The organism is Streptomyces sp. NPDC015125 (assembly GCF_043080045.1).
Classification (GTDB): Bacteria; Actinomycetota; Actinomycetes; order Streptomycetales; family Streptomycetaceae; genus Streptomyces.
In genome coordinates, this window is sequence record NZ_JBIBVF010000002.1 from 82497 (window position 1) to 108372 (window position 25876).

The window sequence follows — 25876 nt, forward strand, 5'->3', positions numbered from 1 at the left end:
GGCGAGATGATCGGGCAAGGTCTGAACCGTGTTGACGGCCCGCTGAAGGTCTCCGGCCGGGCCCCCTACGCCTATGAGCACTGGGAGGCCGGCCAACCGCTCTACGGTGTCATCATTGGCGCGACGATCGGCAAGGGCCGCATCACCCGGATCGACACCGAGGACGCCGCATGCGCAAGCGGCGTACGCATGGTGATGACTCATGACAATGCCCCGGTGCAAGGGCCGCGTGACGAGTCCATTGCGTTCGAGTACTGGCGTGCCCAACCGGTGCTGACCGGCCCGGATATTCACTATTACGGCGAGCCGGTGGCGCTCGTTGTCGCCGAGACCTTCGAGCAGGCCCGAGCGGCGGCCGATCTCGTCGATGTGGAGTACGCGGTCGGGCGGGGACGATTCGGCTTCGTTGCCGACGACGATGAGACATACATTCCGAAAGTGGTCAATGCCGGGCTCCCCACCGACACTTCGGTGGGCGATTTCGATGCCGGATTCGATGCCGCTGCGGTGCGAGTCGATCAGTGCTACACCACGCCGTACGAGTTCTCGATGCCGATGGAACCGCACGCGTGCCTGGTGGAACCGCGTGGCGAGGACCTGGTCGTCTACGTCAGCTGCCAGATCGTCGATGCGGCGCAGACCTCGGTCGCCGGCACGCTTCGGATGGACCCGGCGCGGATTCATATCGTCAGCCCCTTCGTCGGCGGGGGATTCGGTTCCAAGCTGGGCATCCACGCCGAGACGATCCTGGCTGCGCTCGCCGCGCGCGAGCTGCGTCAACCGGTCAAGGTCGCGCTGACCCGGCAGCAGGTCTTCCAGCTCGTCGGCCTGCGCCCCACATCGAGCCAGCGGGTGCGGCTGGGCGCGGGGCACGACGGACGGCTGGCTGCGCTCGCCCATGACGTCACCATGCACACCAACCCCGACCTGGAGTTCGCCGAGCAGACCGCCGCCACGACCCGCAGTCTTTACGCCGCGCCCCACCGGCTGACCAGTCACCGGCTCACCCCGCTCGACCTGCCGCGCGGGTCGGACGTCCGCGCGCCGGGCGAGGCGCCGGGCCTGCTGGCGGTGGAGTCGGCGATGGACGAGCTGGCCGATGCGCTCGGGATGGACCCGGTCGAGCTGCGGATCCGCAACGAGCCCACCGTCGATCCCGAGCGAGATGTGCCCTACAGCGACCGGCACCTGGTCGACTGCCTGCGCGAAGGCGCGCGCCGGTTCGGCTGGGAGCGCCGGCCCGCCACCCCGGCGAGTGTGCGCGAGGGAAGGTGGCTGGTCGGCTACGGCATGTCGGCCGCCATCCGCGGGCATTTCCAAGGACCGACGGCGGCGCGGGTGCGACTGGAGGCGGACGGTACCGCCGTCGTCCAGTCGGACATGACCGATATCGGCACGGGCACCTACACCATCCTGACCCAGGTCGCGGCCGAGGGGCTCGGGCTGCCGCCCGACCGGGTGCGGATCGAGCTCGGGCGTTCCGGGCTGCCCTCCAGCTGGGGGTCCGGTGGTTCGTGGGGCGCCGCCAGTTCGTGCACCGCGGTGCACCGGGCGTGCGCGGCCCTGCGGGAGAAGCTGCTGGTCGCGGCGCGCGGCGATGAGCGCTCTGCACTGCACGGCCTGGACCCGGCAGGTGCCGTGTTCTCCGAGGGCACCGTGCGCATCGGCGGCGCGTCCCAGGCGATGGGCGAGATCGTTGCCCGCCACCATCCCGACGGGGCGGAGGCGGAGGGCTCGACCCTCTTCATGGGGGATGACCCGAACTACTCGGCCTACTCGATCCACACCTACGGCGGCCATTTCGTCGAAGTGGGGGTCGACGCGGACACCGCCGAGATCCGTCTGCGGCGGATGCTGGGCGTGTTCTCGGTGGGGCGCGTGCTCAACCCGAAGACGGCCCGCTCGCAGCTGATCGGCGGCATGGTCTGGGGGGCCGGCGCGGCCTTGGAGGAAGAAGCCGTGGTCGATCTGCGCTCCGGCGCCTTCGTCAACCGGGATCTTGCGCAATACCTGGTTCCGGTCCATGCCGACATCCCCGATGTCGACGTCGTCATCCTCGACGGGTACGACGACAAGGCCAACGTCCTGGGCGCAAAAGGCATAGGTGAGCTGGGCATCTGCGGGTCCGGTGCGGCGGTCGCGAACGCGGTGTTCAACGCCACCGGGACGCGCGTGCGCGACTTCCCCATCACGATCGAGAAGGTGCTGCCGGGGCTGCCACCCATCGATTGTTGAACCTGTGACGGGCCGCGCCGGCCCACCGGGCAGATCCCGGTCCGGGGTTCAGCGCGAGAGGAACTGCTGGCACTGGTAGGGCCCGGCGGGCCCGTCCCGGCCGACGATGGTCACCTGGACCTTGTCCGGGCGGGTGCCGTGAACGAGGACCTCGGCACGGGCGAGGGTGCAGACCAGCTGGCCGGTGCTCTGGTCCTGAGGGGAGCTGGCGGCATGGCCCGGGGCGTTGATGGTGACGTTCCCGTGGTGGGAGGTGGCGCTGATCCCCGTGTCCGTGGTGGCGAGGTTGGCCAGCCCGTCGGCCCGTTCCTGCGCAGTCGGGCCCGAGATCAACAGCTTGATGGCATCAGCGAGTTGTTCGACCCTCACATCGGGGCGGGGCACCCCGCGCAGGCCGCTGTCCGACGCGAAGTAGATCCGCATGCCCTGCGAGATCCCGGAGGGCGCGGTGCCGCCGTCCGTGACGCCGGTGGGACGTATGCCGCAGCCCGTGGCGACAAGGGCGAGTACGCAGCAGGTGAGGGCGGTGCGGGAGGTTCGGGGGCGCGTCATGAGGCGGATTCCGTACGGAGGGGGATGCGGAGGGTGAAGACCGCGCCGGTGCCCGGAGCCGAGGGCGCGAGCTCGATGGTGCCGTCGTGCAGACGGGCGTTCTCCAGGGCGATGGCCATGCCCAGGCCGCTGCCCTCGGAGCGGGTGCGGGCGCTGTCGGCCTTGTAGAAGCGGTCGAAGACATGGCGGGCGGCCTCGGGGGCCAGCCCCGGGCCGTGGTCGGCCACCGAGACGGTGAGCAGGTCGTCCGTGGCCCGTACCGTGACGGCCACCGGCGGCGCGCCGTGCCGGAGGGCGTTGCCGACGAGGTTGGCGACGATGACATCGAGGCGGCGGCGGTCGAGCCGGGCGCGTATGCCCGGTGGCAGATCGGCCTCGACCCGGTCGGCCCAGCCGCGGGCCGCGAGCGAGGCGCGCACCGCCTCGGCCACGTCCACCGTGTGCACCGTGAGCGCCACGGCGCGGGCGTCGAAGCGGGATATCTCGATGAGGTCGTCGACGAGCCGGGCCAGCTTGGCGGTCTCGGCGCTGACCGTACGGGCCGCGTGTGCGGTGTCGGGGGTGAGTTGGTCGGCGTCCTCCTCCAGGACGCTGGAGACCATGGTCATGGCGGCGAGCGGGGTGCGCAGCTCATGGGAGACATCGGCGACGAAACGGCGGGCCAGGGCCTCCTGTTCGCGCAGCTCGTCGACGGTGTGCTCCAGCGCGCCGGCCGTTTCGTTGAAGGTGTGGGCGAGTTCGGCCAGTTCGTCGTGCCCCCTCTCCTCGACCCGGATGCTCAGCTCGCCGGTGGCCAGCCGGCGGGTGGCCCGCGCCAGCCTGCGTACCGGGCGCAGCACCGTACGGGCCGCGAGCAGCGCCAACAGGGCAGCCAGGAGCACCACGGGCACCAGGCCGCCCTGCACGCTGCGCACCAGATCGGCGGTGTCGCGTTCCTCCTCCGCCAGGGAGACGACCGCGAATATCTCGACCCCGGACGGCTGTCCGGAGCTGCCGTGAGGGACCGGGGAATCCAGGCCGACCGGGGCGCCGAGCACCAGCCACGGCTTGCCCCCGTGCTCCACCCGCTGGAGCGAGACACGGGTGTGGGTGCGCACGGCCGCGCGCAGCTCGGGGGTGATCCGGGTGCGGTCCGCGGACGGGTCGGAGGAGGCGGTGAAGTCGCGGTACTGGGCCACTACCAGCGAACCGCGTACGCCGGACGAGACATCGGTGGCGAACCGGGCCATGGAGCGCGGGTCGGTGGGGACGTCGAGCTCCGCCGCCAGCCGCTCGACGCGGTTGCGGAAGTCGTCGACGGCGGCGTTCTGTGCCCGCTTGAGGACCGCGTCGCGTGATTCGCGGTACGCCAGCGCGGTGGCGGTGACCGCGCTGATCAGGGCGACCACGACCACGGTGATGATCAGCCGGCCGCGCAGCCCGTCGAGGCGCGGGAGCCGCAAACGGGTCCGCGCCGCGGTCCTCAGGGCCGTCTTCGGAGCGGACTTCGCGGTGCTCCTGGTTGCTGTCGTGGTCGCTGTCCTCGTCGCCTTCCTCATCGCGCTCACAGCGGCCCGAAGCGATAGCCGAAGCCGCGCACCGTCTGGATGTAGCGCGGCTTGGCGGGGAGGTCCTCCAGCTTGGCGCGCAGCCGCCCGACCGCCGCGTCCACCAGCCGGGAGTCGCCCAGGAAGTCGTGCTCCCAGACGAGTTCGAGCAGCTGCTCCCGGCTGAAGACGCGGCCGGGGGCGGCCGACAATTGCAGCAGCAGCCGCAGCTCGGTGGGCGGGAGGGGGACGCGGGTGCCGCGCTTGGTGACGGTCAGGCCGGCCCGGTCGATGACGAGCCCGGCGAAGTCGTTGCTGTCCGTACGGGTGACCGGACCGGCCCGGCGCAGCGCCGCCCGGATACGGGCCTCCAGCACCCGGCCGGTGATCGGCTTGACCACATAGTCATCGGCACCCGCCTCCAGCCCGCTGACCACGTCCAGATCGTCGCCGCGGGAGGTGAGCATGATGATCGGCAGTTGTCCCCGGCCGCGGATGCGGCGGCAGACCTCGAAGCCGTCGATACCGGGCAGCATCAGATCGACCACCGCGATCTCGATGCCGCTGCTGCGCGGGCGCGACAGCAGCTCCAGGCCCGCCTCGCCGGTGGCGACGGCCTTGACCTCATGGCCGTGCCGGCGCAGCACCAGCTCCATTCCATCGCGTACGGAGGTGTCGTCCTCGATCAACAGCACGTGCGGCATGCCGCCGATTATGGGCGAGGGTTTGTGCAGCTCAGGGGTTATCCACAGGGCGAAACCGCGGTGCCGTGACATTGTTACGTTCTCATCATGCGGCCATGGAGCGGCCACCAACTATGGCCCCGACATTGAGCCGCATGACACAGACGACACGTTCCCGCTCCCGTGCCGCGCGCCTCGCGCTGCTGATCGCCGTACCGGCCCTCGCGCTCACCACCGCCTGCGGTGGCGCCGAGTCGTCCGACGAAGGGGTTGCCTCCGTCGGTGACGCGCCCGCCACCGGCCAGTCCAAGGACGGCGGCGGCGCCTCCCAGGGCAAGAGCGCGTTCTACGACGCACAGATGAAGTACGTCCAGTGCATGCGCAAGAACGTCGAGAAGGACTTCCCGGATCCCAAGCTGAGCGGCTATCTCGACTGGACGAAGATCGACGATCTTGCCGGGAAGCCGGGCAACGAAGCGCTCTCCAAGGGCGGCAAGGACGGCGTCTGCACGGGCGAGATGAACAACGCCGCGAAGCTGGAGCCGCGCCGCGACACCCAGAAGGAATACGAGTCGATGCTCGCGCACGCCAAGTGCATGCGCGCCAACGGCGTTCCGAAATTCACCAACCCGACGCTCCAGGACGGCAACGTCATCCCCGGCGGTGACGCCAACCCCACCTCTCCCGGGATCTCCTCGGACTCGCCCGCGTACAAGCAGGCCCGGCAGGCATGCAAGGACAAGCTCCTCGACGGACTGGACGGCATGCAGTGAGCACCGCACAAAAGCGCCGTCGGGGATTCGTCGCGCTGGCGGCCGCGGTGGCCGCGGCCGCGGGCATCTCCGGTGTCATGGTCCTCACCAACGAGGACACCTCGGACGCCGAACGGCACGCGAAGGCGCCGCCCACCACGACCGAGATCACCCGGACCGACCTCGTCCAGAGCAAGACCGTCGACGGACGGCTCGACTACGCGCAGCGCCGGGCGGTGAAGTCCCCCGTGGAGGGCACGATCACCAAGGCCGCCGAGCCGGGGAAGACCGTCTCGCTCGGGCAGCGCCTGTACGAGCGGGACGCCCGGCCGGTGGTCCTCCTCTACGGCTCGACACCGATGTTCCGCGCGATGAAGGTCGGCGACCGCGGCCCGGACGTCCTCCAGCTGGAGCGCAGCCTGCGCGATCTGGGCTTCGGCTCGGGGCTGTATGTGGATGTCCGCTATGACGCGGCGACCAAGGCCGCCGTCAAGGCGTGGCAGAAGTCCCTCGACGTGACCGATCCCACGGGGGAGATCGGCAAGGGGGATGTCGTCTTCCAGCGCGGCCCCGTGCGGGTGGTGGCCGCCGACGCCCCCCTCGCCGACGGGATCGGCCCGGACAAGACGGTCCTGACGGTCGCCTCCACCAAGCCGGTCGTACGGGTCTCGCTCGACCAGGCCGACCGGGCCCTGGGGGCCAAGGGCTCCAAGGCGGAGATCGCCCTGCCCAGCGGCGGCACCCGGCGCGGCGAGGTCAGCGGCGTGACGGCACCCGAGGACTCCGGGTCCGGCGGGGACGGTGCGGCCGACGCCTCCGGTGAGTCGTCCGCGGACGGCGGCATCGAGGTCGAGATCAGCCTCGACGAGGGCGCCGAGCTCAAGGAGAAGGACCGGCAGGGCACCCTCAGCGTGAAGTTCGTCAGCGAGAGCCGCAAGGACGTGCTGACGGTTCCGGTCGAGGCGGTCGTCGCACTGCGCGAGGGCGGCTACGGGCTGGAGCTGGTCCAGGGGACCAAGACCCGCATGGTGGCGGTCGAGACCGGTCTGACGGCCGACGGCCGGATCGAGGTCAGCGGTTCCGGCCTGGCCGAAGGCATGAAGGTCGGAGCGGCCGAGCAATGACCCCAGCCGTGATCGAACTGCGGGCGGCCACCAAGTCCTACCCGGGCGGGGTGCACGCCCTGCGGGGCGTGGACCTCCGGGTGGCGCGCGGCGAACTGACCGCCATCGTCGGCCCGTCGGGCTCCGGTAAATCCACCCTGCTCAACCTGCTCGGCACCCTCGACCGGGCCACCTCGGGCGAGGTCAGGGTGGCCGGGTACGACGTGAGCCGGCTGTCCGACGCCCAGCTCTCCGCGCTGCGCTCCCGGCATATCGGCTTCGTCTTCCAGCACTTCCATCTCGCGCCCGGCCGCAGCGCCCAGGACAATGTCGCGGACGGCCTGCTGTACGGCGGAACGGGCCTGCGGGAGCGCCGCGCCCGCGCCCGTACGGCCCTGGAAGAAGTGGGGCTCGGACACCGCATCGGCCACCTCGCCCACCAGCTGTCGGGCGGCGAGAAGCAGCGTGTGGCGATCGCCCGCGCACTGGTCGGCAACCCCGATCTGCTGCTTGCCGACGAGCCGACCGGCGCGCTGGACACCGCGTCCGGTGAGCTGGTCATGAACCTCATCCGTGAGCTCCATGCGGCCGGGACGACCGTCTGCGTCATCACCCACGACAACGACATCGCCGACTCGCTGCCCCGCCGTATCCGCTTCCGCGACGGCGAGATCGTCGACGACTCCGGTACTGCGCCCGCGGCTCCCCCCGCTCCAGCCGCACCCGGCTCGCTCGTCGAGCCCACCGAGGAGGTGACCCGATGAGCGGCCCCGCACTCCGGGCGGCCCGGCTCTCCCCGGCCGATGTGCTGCGGGTCGGCGCCGAGGGCCTGCGCAGCCGCCGTACCCGCGTCGTGCTGTCCGCCCTCGGCATCGCGATCGGCATCGCCACGATGGTCGCGGTCATCGGCCTGTCCACCTCCAGCCGCGCCGACATCATGGACCGGATGGACCGGCTCGGCACCAATCTGCTCACCGCCGAGGCGGGCAGGAACGCCATGGGCGGCACCGCCAAACTCCCCAAGAACGCCGTGTCGATGGTCGAGCGGATCGGCCCCGTCCAGCACGCCACCGCCATCGGCGCGGTCGACGCCCGGGTGCGGCGCAGCGATGCCGTGCCGGAGGAGATGGCGGCGGGCATCACGGTCCAGGCCGCCCGCACCGACCTGCTCGACGCACTCAATGCCCGTACCGGTCAGGGAAGCTGGCTGAACCGCGCCAGTGAACGACTGCCCACCGTCGTCCTGGGTTCGGTGGCCGCCGGCCGCCTCGGAATGACCGAGCCCGGCGCCAAGATCCTGCTGAACGACCGCTGGTACGTCGTCACCGGCATCCTCGCGCCCATCGAGCTGGTGCCGACCCTGGACCGTACCGCCCTGGTCGGCTACCCCTCCGCCGAGCGCTACTTGGGCTTCGACGGCCACCCGACCATGCTCTTCGAGCGTTCCACGGACGCCTCGGTGGAGGCGGTCCAGGGGGTTCTGGCCCGTACGGTCAACCCGGGCGACGAGGCCTCGGTGAAGGTCTCCCGCCCCTCCGACGCCCTCGCGGCCAAGGCCGCCACCGACGAGGGAATGACCAGCCTGATGCTGGGCCTGGGCGCGGTGGCGCTGCTCGTCGGCGGGGTGGGCGTGGCCAACACCATGGTGATCTCCGTACTGGAGCGCCGCCAGGAGATCGGGCTGCGCCGCGCCCTCGGCGCGACGAGAGGCTCGATCCGGCTCCAATTCCTCACCGAATCACTGCTGTTGTCGGCACTCGGCGGACTGGCGGGCGCCGCGCTGGGCGCCGCCGCCACGGCCGTCTTCGCACACGCCCAGGGGTGGACCGCCGTCGTACCGCCCTGGTCGCTGGCCGGCGGCCTGGGCGCCACCCTGGTGATCGGCGTCATCGCGGGCCTCTACCCGGCGGTACGGGCCTCCCGGCTGCATCCGACGGTGGCGCTCAGCGCGACCTGACCGGCGGCGGGTTCCCCCGGCGGAGCCGCCGGTCCTCCCCGGACGATCGGCGGGCCGCCGGTCCTCCCCGGACGCCATGTGGCCGATGCCTCGGCCGGCATGTCCGGGGAGGGCCGCACCGCCCGTCCGTCTCCCGGGCCTACCCGGAGGTGGTGAAACGGGCCCGCCACAGGTCGCGGAGCACCGCGATCTCGGCCATGTGGTGGATGAATTCGAGGTTGTCCCCCGCCAGCACGGCGATGAACGGGTTGTCGGGATCGGAGCCGTACGGATACTGCGAGAAGCCGACCGTGTCGAGCTGCTCGTCGGTGACGGCGGCGATGCTGTCGCGCCAGCGGTCGACCAGCGCCCAGAACCGTTCGAGTGCCAAGGCGGCGGAGGGGGTGAAGTCGACGAGCAGCTTCGGCTCCTGCCGTCGTTCACCGAAGGTCCACTCCCATCGGCCCGCGATGCAGGAGTGCAGGTGCGCCAGCCGCCACGCGATGGTGGTGACCGGCGTTTCGTCGGGCTCCGGCGCACCGGTGTGGGCGAGGATCTGCTCGACCCGCTCGGCACTCACGCTCCAGTCCTCGGCAATCTTGGCGACGGTCATACCGCCGGCGGCCTGCCGGGCAACCTCGGCGTACTCGTTCGCCGGGATGTCCGGGGCGCCCTTGTCGAGCACCCACTCGCCCGGCCCGTACGCCCTGGGCGTGGCCGCCTCGCCCCGGCGCCGGATCGACCAGCAACCGGCCACCGGCTCCCACAGGTACTCCTTGTCACCCAGTCCCGTCAGCCGTACCCGGGCCATCTCAGTGGCCTGGTCGAACTGGTCGAGCAGCAAGCCCAATCGGTCGGTGCGCGCGCCCTCGGTCTCCATGCCTGGCTCCTCGGTCCCCTTGCGCGGCTCCCTCGGCTTCATGTCGTGTTTCCTCGGCCGCCGCTTCTCGTATCTCACTGCGCTCCGGCGGAAGTTAACGGCTCAGCTCACGGGGAGCGACCGATTTTCTCGGCCACACGGACGTGCGGCACCACCCGCGTCACCGCGCTCGTTCGGACCGTCCGCACCCTCCACGTGACCCGCTCAGGCTGAGGCCGGGAAAGGCTCACTGCCCGACACCTTGTGGCGTGCGTCACTGGCTGGTTAAGCTCCAGCACGTTTCTGGCACATTTCCTCCGCAAGTTGACCTATTGGTGTGGCAATCTTCACGATCTGCCCACGAACGTGAGGTGGCTTCGCATGGAACGGCGAGCAGCGACCCCGCGCGCGGACGACTCACCGCACGGCTTACCGGACGACTCACCGCACGGCTTACCGCCGGCCTTCTTCCGGAGTGCGCCGGCAAACCGTCCGACGAACCGTCCGACGAACCGTCCGGAAAGCCGTCCGGTGAACGGCCCGGCGCGGACGGGGCGCGGCCGCACCGCCCGCGGCGCCGCGAGACCGGCCGCGGACCGTCCCTGATGACGCACTCCGCTCCGGCGCCGGCGTCCGCCGTCCCCCTGCCGCACGCCCGGCGCGACGTCCGGCTGTTCTGGTGGGCGGGCACCTGCGACGCACTCGGCAGCCAGGTGTCCGGGTTCGTTCTGCCGTTGCTGCTTTTGCGGCTCGGCCGTTCCCCCGCCGAGGCCGGCGCCCTCGCCGGGCTCTTTGCGGTCGCCACGCTGGCCCTCGGCCCGCTCGCCGCCGTGCCCGCCGACCGCGGGGCCCGTAAGCAGGTGATGGTGGGCGCCGCGCTGGTGTCCGCCGCGGCGATGACCGGTGTCACCGTGGCGGTCGCCGCGGGCCCCGTCCCGTTGGCCGTTCTCCTTGCCGCCGTCCTCGTCGAGCGGTGTGCGACCGCCTGCTACGAGGCGGCGTCGCTGGGCACCGTGGCTCTGGTGTGTCCCCCGGAGGAGCACCGGCGGGTCCTGTCCCGATTACAGGCGGGGGAGCGGGGAGCCCTCGTCGTCGGGCCCGCCCTGGGCGGGTTGCTCTTCGCCGCCGGAGCCTGGCTGCCGTTCCTCGTGGACGCCCTGTCGTACGTCGTCGCGGCGGGTGGCATCCGCGCCATGCGCTCCGGGCTGTCCCCGCGGCGGGAGCAGCGGTCGCCGGGCGGCACCCCGCGCCGGGCCTGGCGGGCCCTGCTCGCCGAAGCCGGGGCAGGGGTGGCGCTGCTGCGCCGGGAGCCCTTCCTGCGGCTGGCGCTCGTCTGGATCTCGGCCGTCAACGCCCTGCTCGTCGCGCTGTATTACACGACGGTCTTCGTCCTCCAGGACCACGGCCGGGGCGCGGCTCCGCTGGGCCTGGTCCTCGCCCTCTCCGGGGCGGCCGGCCTGGCCGGTGCGCTGGCCGCACCCCGACTGGCCGGTCGGCACGCGGCGGCGACGGTGCTGGTGCCGGTGTCCTGGCTGATGGTGCCGCCCGCCGCGGCCCTGGCGGTGGCCCGCGACGCCTGGCAGTTCGGGCTGCTCCTCGGACTCCTCTGCTTCCTGACGCCGCCGGCCACCGTGGCGCTGCAGGCCCGGATCCTCCAGATCACCCCACCCGGACTGCAGGCCCGCACCGGCACCGTCCTGGCCACCGCGTCGGGCGCGGCAGCGGCCCTGGCCCCGGCTCTCGCCGGGCTGTCGGCGGGTCGCGCCGGGGCCGGGGCCACCTTCATGGGCTGTGCGGTGCTGTCGGCCGTGCTCGCGCTGTACACGACCTGCGTGGCACCGAACTTCCCCCGTGGCACGAAGGAGGAGACCGTATGACCGCGACCGCGGCAGGTACCGCCGCACCGCCGCCGCCCGGCACCGGCTTCCGGGTCTACCGGCCGGCGCTCCCCGAGGTCTGCCCGCGCGACCCGGCGCGGATGGCCCTGGCAGCGGACGCCGACGGCCGCTGCGAGATCTTCACCTGGCACGCCGCCACCGGCACCGCACGCCAGGTCACCGACAGCCCGGACGGCACGGTGCACTGCGCGCTCGACGCGGACGCCCGGGTGTGGTGGTTCACCGAGGACCGCAGCGGCCTCGGGCTCTGGTACTTCCAGGACTTCGAGGGCGGACCGCACCGCCCCGGTCTGACCGGCCTGCGCCCGGGTCTCCCGTGCGGTCTCGCCGTCAGCGACGGCGGCACCGTGGCCCTCGGCCTCGGGGACGGCCGCGGGATGACCGTCCACCTCGGCACACCGGGCGGCCCGGCCCGGCCGGTGCGCACCGTCGACGGCCCTGCGCTGCTGACCGGGATCTCGCCGTCGGGCGGGCTGCTGGCGCTGTCGGGGGCGGCCGGATCCGACTGTGCGGTCACCCTCGTGACCTGTTCCGGGGCGGTCCTCGACCAGCTCTCCGGACGGGGCGGACGGCTGTGGGCGCTCGGCTTCGCGCCGGCCCCGTCCACCACCGAACTCCTGCTGGTCCAGGAGGACAACGACGGCTACCACCTGGCCAGTTGGCGGCCCGGCGCCGGACTGCGGCCGCAGCACTGGTGCCGCTTCGACACCGAGATCACCGCACGCTGGTACCCCGAAGGACGACGGGTCCTCATCCGCCACGACCGCCACGGCCGCTCCGCCCTCACCACGGCCGACCTCGACCGGCGCACCTTGACCCCGGTTCCCTCACCGCCCGGCACCCTGCTCGACGCCGTCCCGCACCCGGGCGATGACGTGCACTACCTCTGGACCGATACGGCCACCCCGCCGCGGATGGACTCCACCGCCGGCACCCGGCTGCCGGCACTCCCCGCCCTGCCGGCCCCCGCACCCGGCCGGCACCGTGACCTGTGGACCCCCGGCCCGGACGGGCCCGTGCACACCCTGCTCGGCGAACCGGAAGCGACCCGCGGCCTGCGGCCCCCGCTGGTGTTCCTGGTGCACGGCGGACCCGCCGACCACGACCGCGACGCCTACGACCCGCAGGTGCACTCGCTGATCGCCTCCGGGTTCGCGGTCGCGCGGGTCAACTACCGCGGCTCCACCGGCTACGGGCCTACCTGGCGCGCCGCGTACGGCGAGGGGGTGGGGCTCACCCAGGTCGCCGACCTCGTCGCGGTCCGGGCCGACCTGCTCCGCCGTGGCCTGGCCCGCGAGGACGCGATCGGCCTGTGGGGCACCTCCTGGGGCGGTTACCTGACCCTGCTCGCGCTCGGTACCCGGCCGGACCTCTGGCAGGCGGGCGTCGCCGTCAAACCGGTCGCCGACTGCGCCGAGGCCCACCGCACCGGCACCTCCGCGCTGCGTGCCCTGGACGAGCGGCTGTTCGGCGGCACCCCCGACGCCGTGCCGGGACGCTACCGGCGCAGCTCGCCCGTCCACTACGCGGCCGAGGTCCGCGCCCCGCTGCTGGTGATCGCCGCCACCCGCGACGCCAAATGCCCGCCCGGCCAGGTCCGGAGCTACCTGGCCGCTCTGCACCAGGCGGGTGTCGCCCACGAGTCCCGGTGGCTGGACACCGGCCACGACGGCTACACCGGCACGCACCATGTGGCCGCGCTGCAGCACGCCATGGGCTTCCTCGGCCGGCACCTGCGCCGCACCCCGCGGCCCACCGAACCCCCCGTCCCCCAGCGGACGGGGTCTCCGGGAGCACCGGCCCGTCCGGCGCCCCCGGGAAGGTGAGAACCATTCCCGCAAGACCGGCAGAACAGGAGACACAGCCATGCAGAAGGACATCATCCACAACGACCCGCTCGCGGGTGACGAGGAGAACCGCAAGCCGGGCATCGGCATCACGGTGACCGTCCCGTTCCGCAACGCCGAGGACACCGAGGAGGACTGACCCTCCCCGGCCGGCCCGGTGCACCACCGGGCCGGCCGGACCTCCGCACGTCACCGGCCGACCGCCGGCCGCCTCCCCTCCCACCCCGCCGCCTACGAGGAGCCGACATGCGCGTCCTGCTGGTCAATATGCCCTGGTCACCGATCGACCTCCCGTCCCTCGCACTCGGAATCCTCCGACGCAGCGTCGACGAGCGCACCTCCGGTCATGCCGATGTCCTGCACGCCAACCTGGAGTTCACCGACTGGATCACCCGGCGTACCGGGTTCACCGCGGACGACTACCAGTTCTATGCGCTCTCCTCCTACTTCATGGGATGCGGCGACTGGGTCTTCTCCTCCGCCCTCTACGACGATCCCGAGTGGCGGGTGCCGGAGTTCCGCGCCTCGATGCGCGGCAAGCTCCGGGAGGAGCGGCTGCGGATGTCCCAGGAACTGCACCGGGTGGTACCGGAGTTCGTCCAGGAGACCGCCGAGCGGATCGTCGCGGCCGGCCCCGAGGTCGTCGGCTTCACCTCCACCTTCCAGCAGAACACCGCCGCGCTCGCCGCCGCCAAGTACGTCAAACGCCTCGCCCCGCACATCAAAACCGTCATGGGCGGCGCCAACTGCGACGCCGAACAGGGCGCGGCCGGCCACCGCAACTTCCCCTTCCTGGACTTCGTGGTCCGCGGCGAGGGAGAAGCCGTCTTCCCCCAACTGCTCACCGCCCTCGACGAGGGCGGTGACCTGTCCGCCGTCCCCGGGCTGTGCCACCGAAGCCCCGACGGCACCAGCACCGCCAACCCGATGAGCACCAGCCCGCTGCCTCCCGCCACCATCCTGCCGCCCGACTACACCGGCTACTTCGAACGCCTGGCGTCCTCCGTGGCCCGCAACTGGGTGGAACCCAAACTCGTCGTCGAAGGGGCCCGCGGCTGCTGGTGGGGGGAGAAACACCACTGCACCTTCTGCGGCCTCAACGGCTCCTTCATGCAGTTCCGCAGCAAGAGCCCGGAGACCTTCTACGAAGAGATCATGGACCTGGCACGCCGCCACCGTGTGCTGGACATGTACGTCGTCGACAACATCCTCGACATGGGCTACCTCAACACCGTCCTGCCCCGCATCATCGACAGCGGCTACGACCTGCGCCTGCACATCGAGATCAAGGCGAATATGCGCCGGGCCCAGCTGCGCACCCTCGCCGACGCCGGGATGATCTACGTCCAGCCGGGCATCGAGAGCCTCAACAGCCGGGTGCTCGACCTGATGGACAAGGGCGTGAGCGGCTGCCAGAACGTCCGTATGCTCCGCGACGGAGCCGAGACCGGACTCTCCGTCTCCTGGAACTACCTCCACGGGTTCCCCGGCGAGAGTGCCGCCGACTACGAGCCGGTCATCGCCCAACTGCCCGCCCTGGAGCACCTCGACCCACCGGTCGACCTCTCCGCCCGCATCGCCATCGAACGCTTCAGCCCCTACTTCAACCGGCCCGAACTCGGCTTCACCGGCCTGCGGCCCGAGGAGCACTACCGCTTCACCTACGACCTGCCCGAGTCCGAACTCTACGACCTGGCCTATGTCTTCGAGGCACCCGAACGCGGCATCGGGGAACCCACCATCACCTCCCTCAACGACGCCCTCGGCGCCTGGCGCAAACACCACACGGACAGCAGGCTCACCCACACCGACCTCGGTGACCGCATCGTGCTGGTCAGCCGCAGACGCGCCTTCGACTGGGGAACCATGGAGCTCACCGAGCCCACGGAGATCGTGGCCTTCAAGCTGCTCGACCAGCCGCACGCCCCCGCCGCGCTGACCCGCAAGCTCGCCGCACGGCTGCCCGGGCAACGGCTCGACGCGGCCGCCGTGCACACCCTCCTCCAGCGCTGGGTGACGCTCGGGCTGGTCTTCACCGACGGCGGGCAGTACGTCCACCTGGCGCCGGCGGCCGTCAACGAGGACCTGCTGCGGCTCGACTTCATGCGTCACCGCCACGCCGCGCCCGCCCGCCAGGAGACGCCGGGCGCACCCCGAGCCGTCGTCCACGCCTGAGCGCCGCCCGGCCCACGAGGAGACACCCATGACCTGTACCACCACCCCCGCCCCCCGGGCGCTGACGCTCGCCGCATGGCGGGACTACGACGAGGACGCCTGCACCCTGCCGGGCATGAGCCTGGGCGAACTCGACCTGGCCGGACCACCGGAGAAGCACGCCGCCCGGCTGTGGGAGCTGGGGGTACGGCGGGTGCGGATCGCCGAGGAGGTCGACCTGAGCACCGTCGGCGACCCGGACGGCGACCCTGACGCCGCCGCGCACGTGGTCCGGCAGCTGTGCCTGATCCGTGATCTGACGGCACACGCCGTGCTGGTCCAGTGGCAGCTGCGCCTGCCGGCCGGGCCCGCCGACGGCTGGTGCGAGCTCAGCCACCTCCAGCCGCCCCGGACCCTCAGCGGCCCGGCCGACGAGGCGGCCGCGCTCTCCCGCTGGCAGGGCGAGCACTACCTCTGCAAGTGCCTGTGGCGCCAGGGCCCCGGCTTCGTCCAGATCCGCGACCGCCGATGGGGCCACCTGCGCCGCTTCACCACCGACGAGCCCGCGTACCGGAAGGCGATCGGCCAACTGTCCTACGGTGCACCGCTGTCGGACGTCCCCGAGGCGATCGCCGCCGACTTCCTCGAAGAACGACTGGTCTCCCGCACCGGGCCGCTGCTGTGGTGGCTGCCGTACCGGGTGAACCGGTGGATCCAGGAGGCGATGGCCATCTGAGCGCTCCTGCGCGGCCCGTCCTCCGACCGGACCGGGCGAGAAGTGTGGCGCAGACGACAGCCGAAAGCGGATGACGGCTCCGCTATCGCGTGTTGCGCACAGCGGAGCGTCCACCAGCGGCGTTCCGCTGACCGCACTCTCGTCCCAGGAGCCCACATGCATTCCAGCGATTCCGCCGCCCGGGCGGCCCAGGTGCTCTCCCGCCCCTTCACCCTGGGCGGCCTCACGGTGCCGAACCGGATAGCCATGGCGCCGATGACCCGCGAGTTCTCGCCGGGCGGTGTCCCGGGTGCCGATGTCGCGGACTACTACGCGCGCCGGGCCGCCGGCGGGACCGGCCTGATCATCACCGAGGGCACCTACGTCGATCACGCGGCCGCCGGGACCAGCGGCGCCGTGCCGCGATTCCACGGCGAGGACGCACTCGCCGGCTGGGGGCGCGTCGTGCAGGCGGTGCATGCGGCGGGCGGGACGATCATGCCGCAGCTGTGGCATGTCGGCATGGCCCGCGCGGCAGGCGCGCCGCCGTTCCCGGACGCCCCGCCCTCCGGCCCGTCCGGCATCGCCCTCGACGGCACTCCGTCCGGTCACGCCATGACCCGGCAGGACCTCGACGACGTCATCGCGGCGTTCGCCGACGCGGCCGCAACGGCCGAACGCCTCGGTTTCGACGGGGTCGAGCTGCACGGTGCCCACGGCTACCTGATCGACCAGTTCCTGTGGTCGGCCACCAACCGGCGCACCGACGCGTACGGCGGCAGCCTCTCTGCCCGTACGCGCTTCGCCGCCGAGATCGTCGCCGCCTGCCGGGAAGCGGTGTCACCGGACTTCCCGGTCCTCTTCCGGATGTCCCAGTGGAAGATGGGCAACTACCAGGCGCGTCTGGCCGGGACACCGGAAGAGCTCCAGGCGGTCGTGGGGCCGCTGAGCGACGCGGGGGTCAGCGCCTTCCACTGCTCGACGCGCCGCTACTGGCTGCCGGAGTACGAGGACTCGGACCTCAACCTCGCCGGGTGGGTCAAGAAGCTCTCCGGCAGGCCGACGGTCAGCGTCGGCTCCGTGGGTCTCGACAACGAGTTCATCGGATCGTTCAGCGGCGAGCAGGCAGGCGTCGCCGGCATCGACCGTCTGCTGGACCGGATGGAGCGTGACGAGTTCGACCTCATCGCCGTCGGACGGGCCCTGCTCGGTGACCCGGAGTGGGCCGCCAAGGTCTTTGAAGGCCGCACCGGCGAACTCCAGCCGTTCCAGGCCTCGATGCTGCAGACGCTGAGCTGACGCAGCAGGGTGTGGGGCCGGTGATCCAACCGGCCCCGGCCCCGGCCCCGGCAGGGACAGGTGCGGGTGCCGGCACCTCCGGGCGTGTCACACACCCGTCGGCCGCCGCTGCCGGTGCCACCTGGCGCGCCCGGTGGCCATGCGGTCACAGCGGGTGGCCGGTGTGGTGGGTGACCCGCCGCCCGCGAGGGGCGGTCCTTGTGGTGCCTCGCACGTGGGATGCGGGCGTGGCAAGGTGGTGGGTGAGGTTGCCTCCCTCGCCCACCCCTCGATTCCGATGTGGAGGCTCGCATGGACGACAAGGAGTTCTTCCAGCTGGTGGCGATTCGGACGGGACTCTCGCGGCAGGAAGCGGCCGATCTCACCCGTGCCACTCTTGAGACACTCGGTGTGCGGCTCAGTAACGGCGAAGTCCGCGATCTGGCCCTCGAACTTCCCGAGTCGCTGCGCGGCTCGCTCCAGAGGGGGAGCGGCGAGACGGAGACCTTCGGGCCGGACGAGTCGATCCGCAGGGTGCGTGAGCGCACCGGCCTGACCCGGCCGGAAGCCGGCCGCGGTGTCCGCGCGGTGCTCGGCACGCTGCACGAGGCCATCTCGCAGAAGGAGTTCGACCACGCCATGTCGCAACTCGGCAAGAAATATGCGCAGTTGGTGGAGACCGGCTGAAGGTGCAAGTCGCCTACGGCGCCCGGTCTGGTGAGGGAAAGTCAAATCCTGGTGAGGGAATACCAAAGGGAGTAGCCACTGCTCCGGTACCTACCCGGGAATACCTGACGGCGAGCGGATGAAAGAACGTCGGCCGCCCCGCGGGCTCACATCTCGTCGATCAATTCCGTGAGCCGTCGGGTGAGTTCGGTGATCGCGGCGCGCTGGTCGGGGCTGAGGTCGCGGTAGGCCCGCAGTTGGCGTTCGCGCAGGCGGGCGCGGTGCTCGGCGAGCAGGGCGGCGCCGGAGCCGGTGAGGGCGACCTCGACGCGGCGTTCGTTCCCGGGAGCGCGGGTGCGGGTGACGATGCCGTCGCGTTCGAGCTGCTTGAGCATGCGCGTCGCCGTGGGTGTGGCGACGCCGGCGTGTTCGGCGACCTCGCTGACGCCGAGAGCTCCGTGATCGGCGAGGGCCTCCAGGAGCTGGATCTGGGAGAGCGAGAGCGTCGGGCGGCTCTGTCCGGCCAGCCGTCCGCGAGTGCGCCGGACCGCGGTGAGGAGATGCTGCACGGCCTGCGTGAATTCCTGGAACCGGGGGTCGTCGGCCTGCGGCAGCTCATCGGCTGCCGGGTCGGCGGGGGCGCGCGTTTCTTGCGGGGAGGGGGTCACGGGAGTACGTTACCAGCGAGCTAATACTTAGCTTGCTAATTAACGGAGAGGTGCATACCGTGACCACCCGCGGCCGTATCGACACCCATCACCACATCACTCCGCCCGACTACCGTGACTGGCTGCTCTCCCGCGGCGAAAGCGCAGGCGGCCTTCCCGTGCCCCCCTGGAGCGCCGGCAGCGACCTCGCCTTCATGGACAGCCAGGAGATCGCCACCGCCGTGCTGTCCGTCTCCACCCCCGGCACCCACCTCGGCGACGACGCCGAAGCCCGCCACTGGGCGCGCAAGGTCAATGACTACGCCGCCGAAACCGTCAAGGCGCGCCCCGACCGCTTCGGCTTCTTCGCCACCCTCCCGCTACCCGACGTCGACGGAGCCCTGGACGAAGCCGCCCGCGCCTTGGACGAACTCGGCGCCGACGGCGTGATCCTGCTCGCGAACCACCGCGGCACCTACCTCGGCGACCCCGCCTTCGAGCCGCTCATGGCCGAACTCGGCCGCCGCGGTACCACGGTCTTCGTCCATCCGGCCGCCCTCCCCGGACCCACCACCCCCGGCATCCCGCCGTTCGCAGCCGACTTCCTGCTGGACACCGTCCGCGCCGCGATGAACCTCACCCTGTCCGGCACCACCACGCGCCACCCGGACATTGTCTTCCTCCTGTCCCACGGCGGCGGATTCCTGCCCTACGCCGCACACCGCATCAGCCTCACCCTCGAGATCCATCAGCAGGTCACCGGTGCCCATCCCGTCATGGACCGGGAGACGCTCCTCGCCCAGCTGCGGCGCTTCTTCTTCGACACGGCGCTGTCCGCCAACCCCGACACCCTCCCCAACCTCCTCGCCTTCGCGGATCCCGCCCGCATCACCTTCGGCAGCGACTATCCCCACGCCACCGCGGAGGGAGCCGCGTACGTCACCGGCCAACTCGATGCCCACCCCCTCGACATCGCCCGGCGCACCGCCGTCGACCGCGGCAACGCCGAGGTGCTCTTCCCCCGGCTCGCCAGCTGACCGCACGGGAACGGAAGCACCGCGCCGACGCCCTCAGCCCCCGCCCTCCGGTGTGCAGGTGCCCGCTCCGGGGCAGGGCACCCGGCACACGGGGGCGACCCGGCGCGGCCTGCCGGGGAGCCGCGTTTGCGGAGCATTCGGGGCGCCGGCCTCGTCCGCGCGGCGAATTGCCGCGTTGTCACCTTGATGTGACTGATGGTCTGCGGCGGCGAGCCTCTTTGGCGTCTTCCGAGGTGTCTGTACCGTCGGCCCGGCGAGGGGGCGACCGCGTGCGATGAGGAGTGCGGACCGTGACAGCCGTTCAGCAGACGGAATCGCTGCAACCAGTCAAGCGGCGGCGGAATGCCGGACGAGTAGTGGTGGACTGGCTGACGACCACCGACCACAAGACGATCGGCACGCTTTACCTGGGCACGTCGTTCGGGTTCTTCATGGTCGGCGGAATTCTGGCGCTCGCCATTCGGGCGGAGCTCGCCCGCCCGGGGCTGCAGATTCTCTCGAACGAGCAGTTCAACCAGGCATTCACGATGCACGGCACCATCATGCTGCTGATCTTCGCAACGCCGTTGTTCGCCGGATTCGCGAACTGGATCATGCCCTTGCAGATCGGCGCGCCCGATGTGGCCTTCCCGCGGCTCAATATGTTCGCGTACTGGCTCTACCTGTTCGGCTCCCTGATCGCCCTGAGCGCCTTCATCACACCGGACGGGGCCGCCGACTTCGGCTGGACCGCCTACACCCCGCTGTCCGGCCCCCTCCGCACCCCCGGAACCGGCGGCGACCTGTGGGTGATGGGCCTGGCCTTCTCGGGTTTCGGCACCATCCTGGGGTCGGTCAACTTCATCACGACGATCATCTGTATGCGCGCGCCCGGCATGACGATGTTCCGGATGCCGATCTTCACCTGGAACATCCTGCTGACGGCCGTGCTGGTGCTGCTCGCCTTTCCGGTGCTGGCCGCCGCGCTGCTGGTGCTGGAGGCGGACCGGAAATTCGGTGCGCATGTCTTCGACCCCGCGAACGGGGGCTCCTTGTTGTGGCAGCACCTCTTCTGGTTCTTCGGCCACCCCGAGGTGTACATCATCGCGCTGCCCTTCTTCGGCATCGTCACCGAGATCTTCCCCGTATTCAGCCGTAAGCCCATCTTCGGATACATCGGACTGATCGCGGCGACGATCTCCATCGCGGGGCTGTCGGTCACGGTCTGGGCGCACCACATGTTTGTGACCGGAGCGGTACTCCTGCCGTTCTTCTCCTTCATGTCCTTCCTGATCGCGGTCCCGACCGGAGTGAAGTTCTTCAACTGGGTCGGCACGATGTGGCACGGCTCGCTGTCCTTCGAGACCCCCATGCTCTGGTCGATCGGTTTCCTGGTGACCTTTCTCTTCGGTGGACTGACCGGTGTTCTGCTGGCCTCACCGCCGATGGACTTCCATGTCTCCGACTCGTACTTCGTCGTCGCCCACTTCCACTACACCGTGTTCGGCACCGTGGTCTTCGCGATGTTCGCCGGGTTCTACTTCTGGTGGCCCAAGTTCACCGGCAGAATGCTCGACGAGCGTCTCGGTAAAATCCACTTCTGGACCTTGTTCATCGGTTTCCATCTCACCTTTCTCATCCAGCACTGGCTGGGTGTCGAAGGAATGCCCCGCCGCTATGCTGACTATCTGGCGTCCGATGGCTTCACCACGCTGAACACGATCTCCAGCATCGGTTCGTTCCTGCTGGGTCTCTCGGTGCTGCCGTTCCTCTACAACGTCTGGAAAACGGCCAAGTACGCCCCGAAGCAAGCTGCCGACGACCCGTGGGGCTACGGTCGCTCCCTGGAGTGGGCCACCTCGTGCCCGCCGCCGCGTCACAACTTCACCACGCTGCCCCGGATCCGTTCCGAGTCGCCGGCCTTCGACCTGCATCACCCCGACGTCGCCGCCCTGGAAAGCGCTAGGAAGGCCGCCCGGCGCGATGCGGCCGCACCGGAAGTGCCAGGTCGTACCGACCGCCCTTCGGGGGACGAGCCGCGCTGAGCGGGTTGCGCCATGACCGACAACCCCACGCCGGACAGCCGCACCGTCCAGGCGGGTATCGCCGACATCGAGGGGTACCTGCTGTGGCAGGCGGAGATCGACCGAGCCCGCGCCGACGCCGAAGCTTTTGTCGATGCCCTCGACTGGCCGACATCTGCCCAACGGCAAGAGTTGGTACGTCTCTTGGCCCGGCGACAGCTCGACCTCTCGCAGCGGGCCGTCACCCGCACCGCCACCCGGGCACTCCAGCTCCGCCGGGAGTACCAGCAGCGCTATGACTTCCTCAAACGCCGTGTCCTGGCAGCCGTGCTGGCCCTGCTGGCCGCCCTGGTGCTGGTGAACGTCCTGCTGCTGGCGGCCTGCTGAGCGGCGCCGTGCACCGTCAGGGGGCGGGGCCGGTAACCGCCCGCCGCCATGCCCGCAGCCTGAGGAGGCATCCGGGCCGACCGCCGCCGAGGGCCGACCGCCGCCGAGAGCCGACCGCCGGACCGGCCCCGCGTGCGGCCGCGTGAGAACGGTGGCGGCGGTATCTCCGCTGCCGCGCCGTATCGCCTCGGCGGGGGGCATCCGGGGGGGGCATCCGGGGGGTCCGCCGGGGGGTGCGGAGGGGGACCCCCGGGGATGGGCCGAGGGTCCGCCCGCGGTGCGCGGACAAACCTCTTTGCCGGACCGGCAAAGGGTCGGTTGGTGCCGGGATGCCGGTTCGTCTCTCCCTCCCCGGAGCCGTCCCGCCCCGCTTCGGGAGGCAGCGTCACCCGGACGGCCATAGCGTGAAGAGAGGGTCCGAAGACTTCCCCTCGATGGAGCGAAGAGGTGAGGCGCGATGACCGAGTTCGCAGAGCGCGGGGCGCGGAACACCGGGAACCTGGGGCGGACGACCATCGCCGATGGTGTGGTCGCAAAAATTGCCTTTCTGGCGGCCGCTGAATCGGACGGGGTCCATGCCCTCGGCAGCGGATTTTCGAGATCGGTGGGCGCACTGCGCAAACGCGTACCCGGAGGAGGCACCACCACCGTGCACGGCGTCAAGGTCGAAGTCGGCGAGAAACAGGCCGCGGTCGACCTGGACATCGTCGTCGATTACGGCGAGGTCATCCCCGAGGTGGGGAGAGCGGTGCGCGAGAACGTGATTTCCGCGGTCGAGGGGATGACCGGTCTCCAGGTCGTGGAAGTCAATATCGCGGTGAGCGATGTGTGGCTCCCCGAAGAGGAGGAAGAAGAACGGGTGCAGTAGGGGGTGCATCAGGGGAGCACCCTTTCAAGGCCCCCTCTGAAAACTCCCTTTGAAGACCCCTTCGAGGTTTGCGGGCGAGGGCGGCTTACCTCGTGGCGGACCTGCCCTCCGGCAGGCGCGGCAGCTCGGGGGATTCCGTGTCCAGCGGCACCGACCAGGAGTTGAGCAGACCCAGCTGAACGCCATGGCGCGGCAACACGGCGTCGAGGAACCAGTCGGCGGCCACCCGGACACGGTTGCCCGGCATCGCCATCAGGTGGTAGCCGCGGGTGACGGCCGCGGCGAGCGGGCCGGAGATCGGGAGATGCAGGGGGTTCGCGGCGGCCTGGACGCCGCCCAGGTCGACCATGAACCCCAGATCATGGTGCTCATAGGCGCGCGGTGAGCCCTGGCCGCAGGACGCCGCGACATTGTGCGCCGCGACCTTGCCCTGCCGCTGGGCGTGCTGGGCGGTCATCGGCGTCACCTTGCCGGGGCGCGTCAGGTCCGGAACGGCCGCCGCGTCACCACAGGCGAACACCTCCGGCCGGCCGGGCACGCCCAGGAACTTGTCCACGCACAGCCGCCCCTTGTCGGTGGGCAGCCCCAACGAGTCGACCAGCGGATCGGGCCGTACGCCCACACACCAGATCAGGGAACGGCTGTGGATGAACTCGCCGTCGTCGAGCAGCACCCCGTCGGCGGTGGCTTCCTTGACGGATGTGCGGGTGCGGATGTCGACGCCACGAGAGCGCAGGACCCGGTCGGCGGTGTGCGACAGCCGTTCGTCGAGCCCGGGCAGCAGCCGGTCGGCGACGTCCACCAGAAGCCAGCGGGGGCGTGGACCGTCCTTCAGTCCCGCGTTCTGCCGGGCCAGGTCAGCGCTGAACAGCACTCCGTGGGCGGCGACTTCGGTTCCGGTGTAGCCGGCACCCACCACCACGAAAGTGGTCCTGGCGGACCGCTCGGCCGGGTCCTCGGCCGCACCGGCCAGTTCGATCTGGCGGGTGACGTGATCGCGCAGGTACAGCGCTTCGGGCATCCCGCGGAAGCCGTGGGCATGCTCGGCGACGCCGGGGACGGGCAGCAGCTTGTTGACGCTGCCGACCGTCAGGACCAGCCGGTCGTAGGACAGCGCGCCCTTCCCGCCCTCGGGGTCGGTGTAGCGCACCTGACGGGCATCGAAGTCCAGGTCGTGGGCCTGCCCGAGGACGAGCCGGGTGCCCGGCAGGCTCCCGGTGAGCGATACCGCAACCCGGCGGGGTTCGAGAATTCCGGCCGCCACTTCCGGCAGCAGCGGCACATACAGAAAGTAGTCCTGGGGGTTGAGGAGCACGATCTCGGCGGCTCCCTTGGCCAGCCGGGAGAGCGTACGGGCGCATTCGAATCCGGCGAAGCCGGCTCCGACGATCACGATCCGAGGACGACGTCGGTTCACGTGGACTCCTGCGGTCGAGGGATGCTCCGGCGCCGCGCGAGCGCGACGGTCGCGGTCCGGTGTGAGCGGACGGCCCGCGCAGAGACGCCGAGGGCGTGGTGCCCTGTCGGTTAACCGGTGAGCGGTCGGATACACATGGTGGTGTCGTTGCGCTCCGCTGTTCGGCCGGAAGGGAATCCCCGCGGGCAACCGCACGGGAACCCCCGCGGGCAACCGCAAGGGAACCCCCGCAGGCGATCAGCCGCTCTCCCGTTCCCCGTCCCCCGCATTGTCCCGCGCGATATGCACCGCCGCCTCCTCCGCCGACGCGGCACCGCCGTCGATGCCGACGTCCCGGGCGGCGATGTCATTGCTGCCCCCGCGCCAGAATCCCTCGTCGGAGCCCACGAGCCGGCCGGCCCGCTCCTCGCCGCATTCGAGGTCCGTGGGTTCCCCCACCCCGCCCGGCAGGTCGCCGATGCCGTCGCCGTCGGGCGCGCAGACGTCCGGTACCTCCACTGCCAGCCGGTGGTCGAGCGTCTCGCGGTCGTGCAGCTCCTGCGCGGTGGTCCCCTCGTGGTTCACCACGAAGGGCCGCTCCGGAGGCGAATAGCCCGTGTCCAGCGTCTCGTCGAGATCCGGCTCGTCCAGGGCGTCCTCCATGTCGAGGTCGTTGGGGTTGTCCTGGGGGTCGGATCTGGGCGGCTGATAGACCTCGTCGCCCATTGCGTCGTCGGACATAACCGCCCTCCTTCTCCGCCTTCGTCGGCCCGGCCGCGGGGTGCGGCAGGTGCGTGTACAACCGATTGTCCGCCTCCTGGCGTCTCGCGGCAGCGCCAGCAGGCACGCCCCCGCCGCCTCAGGCGCGTCGGTGCTCCGTCGCGATGCCGACGGCCTCGGCGATGCTCTGCACATTGCCGAACCGCTCGTGTGCGGGCAGCCGCTCGGCCATCGCGATCAGCCGGTCCGGTGCGTTGTTCCGCCGGAGGGTTTCGATGATCGCGTACTTGTCGGCCGGATACAGGCTGCGCCCGAGGTGCTGGGCCAGTTCGGAACGCAGCCCGACATCCTGCTCGCTCATCCCGCTCGGCGTGCCGCCCCTGAAGTCGCTCTCGGGGGACCACGCCGCCACCGGCTGGTCCTCTCCCGCCGGCTGGAGTTCGTGCTCCTCATCGGTCCGCAGGGAGCGCTCCGCCGTCAATTGCCCCCGCAGTTGCTTCTTCATCACGTCATCCCGGGCGGGGCCGGTCTTGTCCGTGCCGTGTTCCATGACCATGGGTGCCTCCGGCTCTACGAGTCCTACGGACCCGACGCGTTACTCCCAGTTTCCCTGG

23 protein-coding genes are annotated in these 25876 nt (G+C 71.0%); 15 read left to right on the forward strand and 8 right to left on the reverse strand.

Going from position 1 to position 25876, the window contains the following annotated elements:
• The first annotated feature begins 6 nt into the window (after nt 1–6).
• The gene (locus ACF088_RS05380; protein ID WP_392374077.1) at nt 7–2235 is read left to right on the forward strand and encodes a molybdopterin cofactor-binding domain-containing protein; all 2229 of its coding nucleotides are present in this window, start codon (nt 7–9) and stop codon (nt 2233–2235) included.
• Nucleotides 2236–2283: 48 nt separating this feature from the next.
• Here the strand turns inward: ACF088_RS05380 and ACF088_RS05385 are convergent, their stop codons facing one another.
• The 3 genes from ACF088_RS05385 to ACF088_RS05395 form a co-directional block, all read right to left on the reverse strand.
• Complete coding sequence (locus ACF088_RS05385) at nt 2284–2787, reverse strand: hypothetical protein (protein WP_392374078.1); 504 nt, start codon at nt 2785–2787, stop codon at nt 2284–2286.
• Nucleotides 2784–4229: an ATP-binding protein gene (locus ACF088_RS05390; RefSeq protein WP_392374079.1), complete on the reverse strand. Its 1446-nt coding sequence runs from the start codon at nt 4227–4229 to the stop codon at nt 2784–2786. The genes ACF088_RS05385 and ACF088_RS05390 overlap by 4 nt, the downstream gene beginning before the upstream one ends.
• 101 nt (nt 4230–4330) lie before the next feature.
• The gene (locus tag ACF088_RS05395; RefSeq protein ID WP_392374080.1) at nt 4331–5017 is read right to left on the reverse strand and encodes a winged helix-turn-helix domain-containing protein; all 687 of its coding nucleotides are present in this window, start codon (nt 5015–5017) and stop codon (nt 4331–4333) included.
• A gap of 134 nt (nt 5018–5151) precedes the next feature.
• Between ACF088_RS05395 and ACF088_RS05400 the strand changes: the two genes are divergently transcribed.
• The 4 genes from ACF088_RS05400 to ACF088_RS05415 are packed head-to-tail and all read left to right on the forward strand — an operon-like array spanning nt 5152 to nt 8808.
• Nucleotides 5152–5769 carry a hypothetical protein gene (locus tag ACF088_RS05400; RefSeq protein ID WP_392374081.1) on the forward strand — a complete coding sequence of 206 codons (618 nt, stop codon included), beginning with the start codon at nt 5152–5154 and terminating at the stop codon, nt 5767–5769.
• On the forward strand, nt 5766–6872 hold the full coding sequence (locus ACF088_RS05405) for a peptidoglycan-binding protein (protein ID WP_392374082.1): 1107 nt from the start codon (nt 5766–5768) through the stop codon (nt 6870–6872). The genes ACF088_RS05400 and ACF088_RS05405 overlap by 4 nt, the downstream gene beginning before the upstream one ends.
• Entirely contained in the window at nt 6869–7615 is a 747-nt protein-coding gene (locus ACF088_RS05410; protein ID WP_392374083.1) for an ABC transporter ATP-binding protein, read from the forward strand. Before ACF088_RS05405 ends, ACF088_RS05410 begins: the two co-directional genes overlap by 4 nt.
• A complete protein-coding gene (locus tag ACF088_RS05415) occupies nt 7612–8808 on the forward strand; it encodes an ABC transporter permease (protein ID WP_392374084.1) in 1197 nt (398 codons plus the stop codon). Before ACF088_RS05410 ends, ACF088_RS05415 begins: the two co-directional genes overlap by 4 nt.
• 139 nt (nt 8809–8947) lie before the next feature.
• On the opposite strand, the gene ACF088_RS05420 is transcribed toward ACF088_RS05415, so the two are convergent.
• Nucleotides 8948–9667: a DinB family protein gene (locus ACF088_RS05420; RefSeq protein ID WP_392374948.1), complete on the reverse strand. Its 720-nt coding sequence runs from the start codon at nt 9665–9667 to the stop codon at nt 8948–8950.
• A 584-nt stretch (nt 9668–10251) separates the two neighbouring features.
• Here ACF088_RS05420 and ACF088_RS05425 point away from each other — a divergent pair.
• The 6 genes from ACF088_RS05425 to ACF088_RS05450 all read left to right on the forward strand — a co-directional run bounded on the left by ACF088_RS05425 (nt 10252) and on the right by ACF088_RS05450 (nt 18225).
• Nucleotides 10252–11523, forward strand: a complete 1272-nt coding sequence (locus ACF088_RS05425) for an MFS transporter (protein ID WP_392374085.1) — start codon at nt 10252–10254, stop codon at nt 11521–11523.
• Nucleotides 11520–13370: a S9 family peptidase gene (locus ACF088_RS05430; protein WP_392374086.1), complete on the forward strand. Its 1851-nt coding sequence runs from the start codon at nt 11520–11522 to the stop codon at nt 13368–13370. The genes ACF088_RS05425 and ACF088_RS05430 overlap by 4 nt, the downstream gene beginning before the upstream one ends.
• Before the next feature lie 267 nt (nt 13371–13637).
• A complete protein-coding gene (locus ACF088_RS05435; RefSeq protein ID WP_392374087.1) occupies nt 13638–15566 on the forward strand; it encodes a RiPP maturation radical SAM C-methyltransferase in 1929 nt (642 codons plus the stop codon).
• Nucleotides 15567–15594: 28 nt separating this feature from the next.
• A complete protein-coding gene (locus tag ACF088_RS05440) occupies nt 15595–16281 on the forward strand; it encodes a DUF5825 family protein (RefSeq protein ID WP_392374088.1) in 687 nt (228 codons plus the stop codon).
• A gap of 156 nt (nt 16282–16437) precedes the next feature.
• Entirely contained in the window at nt 16438–17559 is a 1122-nt protein-coding gene (locus tag ACF088_RS05445) for an NADH:flavin oxidoreductase (RefSeq protein WP_392374089.1), read from the forward strand.
• A gap of 291 nt (nt 17560–17850) precedes the next feature.
• Nucleotides 17851–18225 carry a DUF2267 domain-containing protein gene (locus ACF088_RS05450; protein ID WP_392374090.1) on the forward strand — a complete coding sequence of 125 codons (375 nt, stop codon included), beginning with the start codon at nt 17851–17853 and terminating at the stop codon, nt 18223–18225.
• 146 nt (nt 18226–18371) lie between these two features.
• Here the strand turns inward: ACF088_RS05450 and ACF088_RS05455 are convergent, their stop codons facing one another.
• The gene (locus tag ACF088_RS05455; RefSeq protein ID WP_392374091.1) at nt 18372–18872 is read right to left on the reverse strand and encodes a MarR family winged helix-turn-helix transcriptional regulator; all 501 of its coding nucleotides are present in this window, start codon (nt 18870–18872) and stop codon (nt 18372–18374) included.
• A 59-nt stretch (nt 18873–18931) separates the two neighbouring features.
• Here ACF088_RS05455 and ACF088_RS05460 point away from each other — a divergent pair, with 59 nt between their 5' ends.
• From ACF088_RS05460 to ACF088_RS05475, 4 genes are all read left to right on the forward strand, one after another.
• Nucleotides 18932–19888: an amidohydrolase family protein gene (locus tag ACF088_RS05460; protein WP_392374092.1), complete on the forward strand. Its 957-nt coding sequence runs from the start codon at nt 18932–18934 to the stop codon at nt 19886–19888.
• A 290-nt stretch (nt 19889–20178) separates the two neighbouring features.
• Nucleotides 20179–21912: a cytochrome c oxidase subunit I gene (gene ctaD, locus ACF088_RS05465; RefSeq protein ID WP_392374093.1), complete on the forward strand. Its 1734-nt coding sequence runs from the start codon at nt 20179–20181 to the stop codon at nt 21910–21912.
• A 12-nt stretch (nt 21913–21924) separates the two neighbouring features.
• Nucleotides 21925–22278 (forward strand): hypothetical protein, encoded by a 354-nt coding sequence (locus ACF088_RS05470; RefSeq protein WP_392374094.1) that lies wholly within the window; start codon nt 21925–21927, stop codon nt 22276–22278.
• A 457-nt stretch (nt 22279–22735) separates the two neighbouring features.
• Nucleotides 22736–23146 (forward strand): Asp23/Gls24 family envelope stress response protein, encoded by a 411-nt coding sequence (locus tag ACF088_RS05475; RefSeq protein ID WP_392374095.1) that lies wholly within the window; start codon nt 22736–22738, stop codon nt 23144–23146.
• Between the two features lie 85 nt (nt 23147–23231).
• On the opposite strand, the gene ACF088_RS05480 is transcribed toward ACF088_RS05475, so the two are convergent.
• The 3 genes from ACF088_RS05480 to ACF088_RS05490 all read right to left on the reverse strand — a co-directional run bounded on the left by ACF088_RS05480 (nt 23232) and on the right by ACF088_RS05490 (nt 25818).
• On the reverse strand, nt 23232–24539 hold the full coding sequence (locus ACF088_RS05480) for an NAD(P)/FAD-dependent oxidoreductase (RefSeq protein WP_392374950.1): 1308 nt from the start codon (nt 24537–24539) through the stop codon (nt 23232–23234).
• Between the two features lie 261 nt (nt 24540–24800).
• Nucleotides 24801–25283, reverse strand: coding sequence for a DUF5709 domain-containing protein (locus tag ACF088_RS05485; RefSeq protein ID WP_392374096.1), 483 nt, complete (start codon nt 25281–25283; stop codon nt 24801–24803).
• Between the two features lie 118 nt (nt 25284–25401).
• The gene (locus ACF088_RS05490) at nt 25402–25818 is read right to left on the reverse strand and encodes a DUF2795 domain-containing protein (protein ID WP_392374097.1); all 417 of its coding nucleotides are present in this window, start codon (nt 25816–25818) and stop codon (nt 25402–25404) included.
• Nucleotides 25819–25876 lie beyond the last annotated feature (58 nt).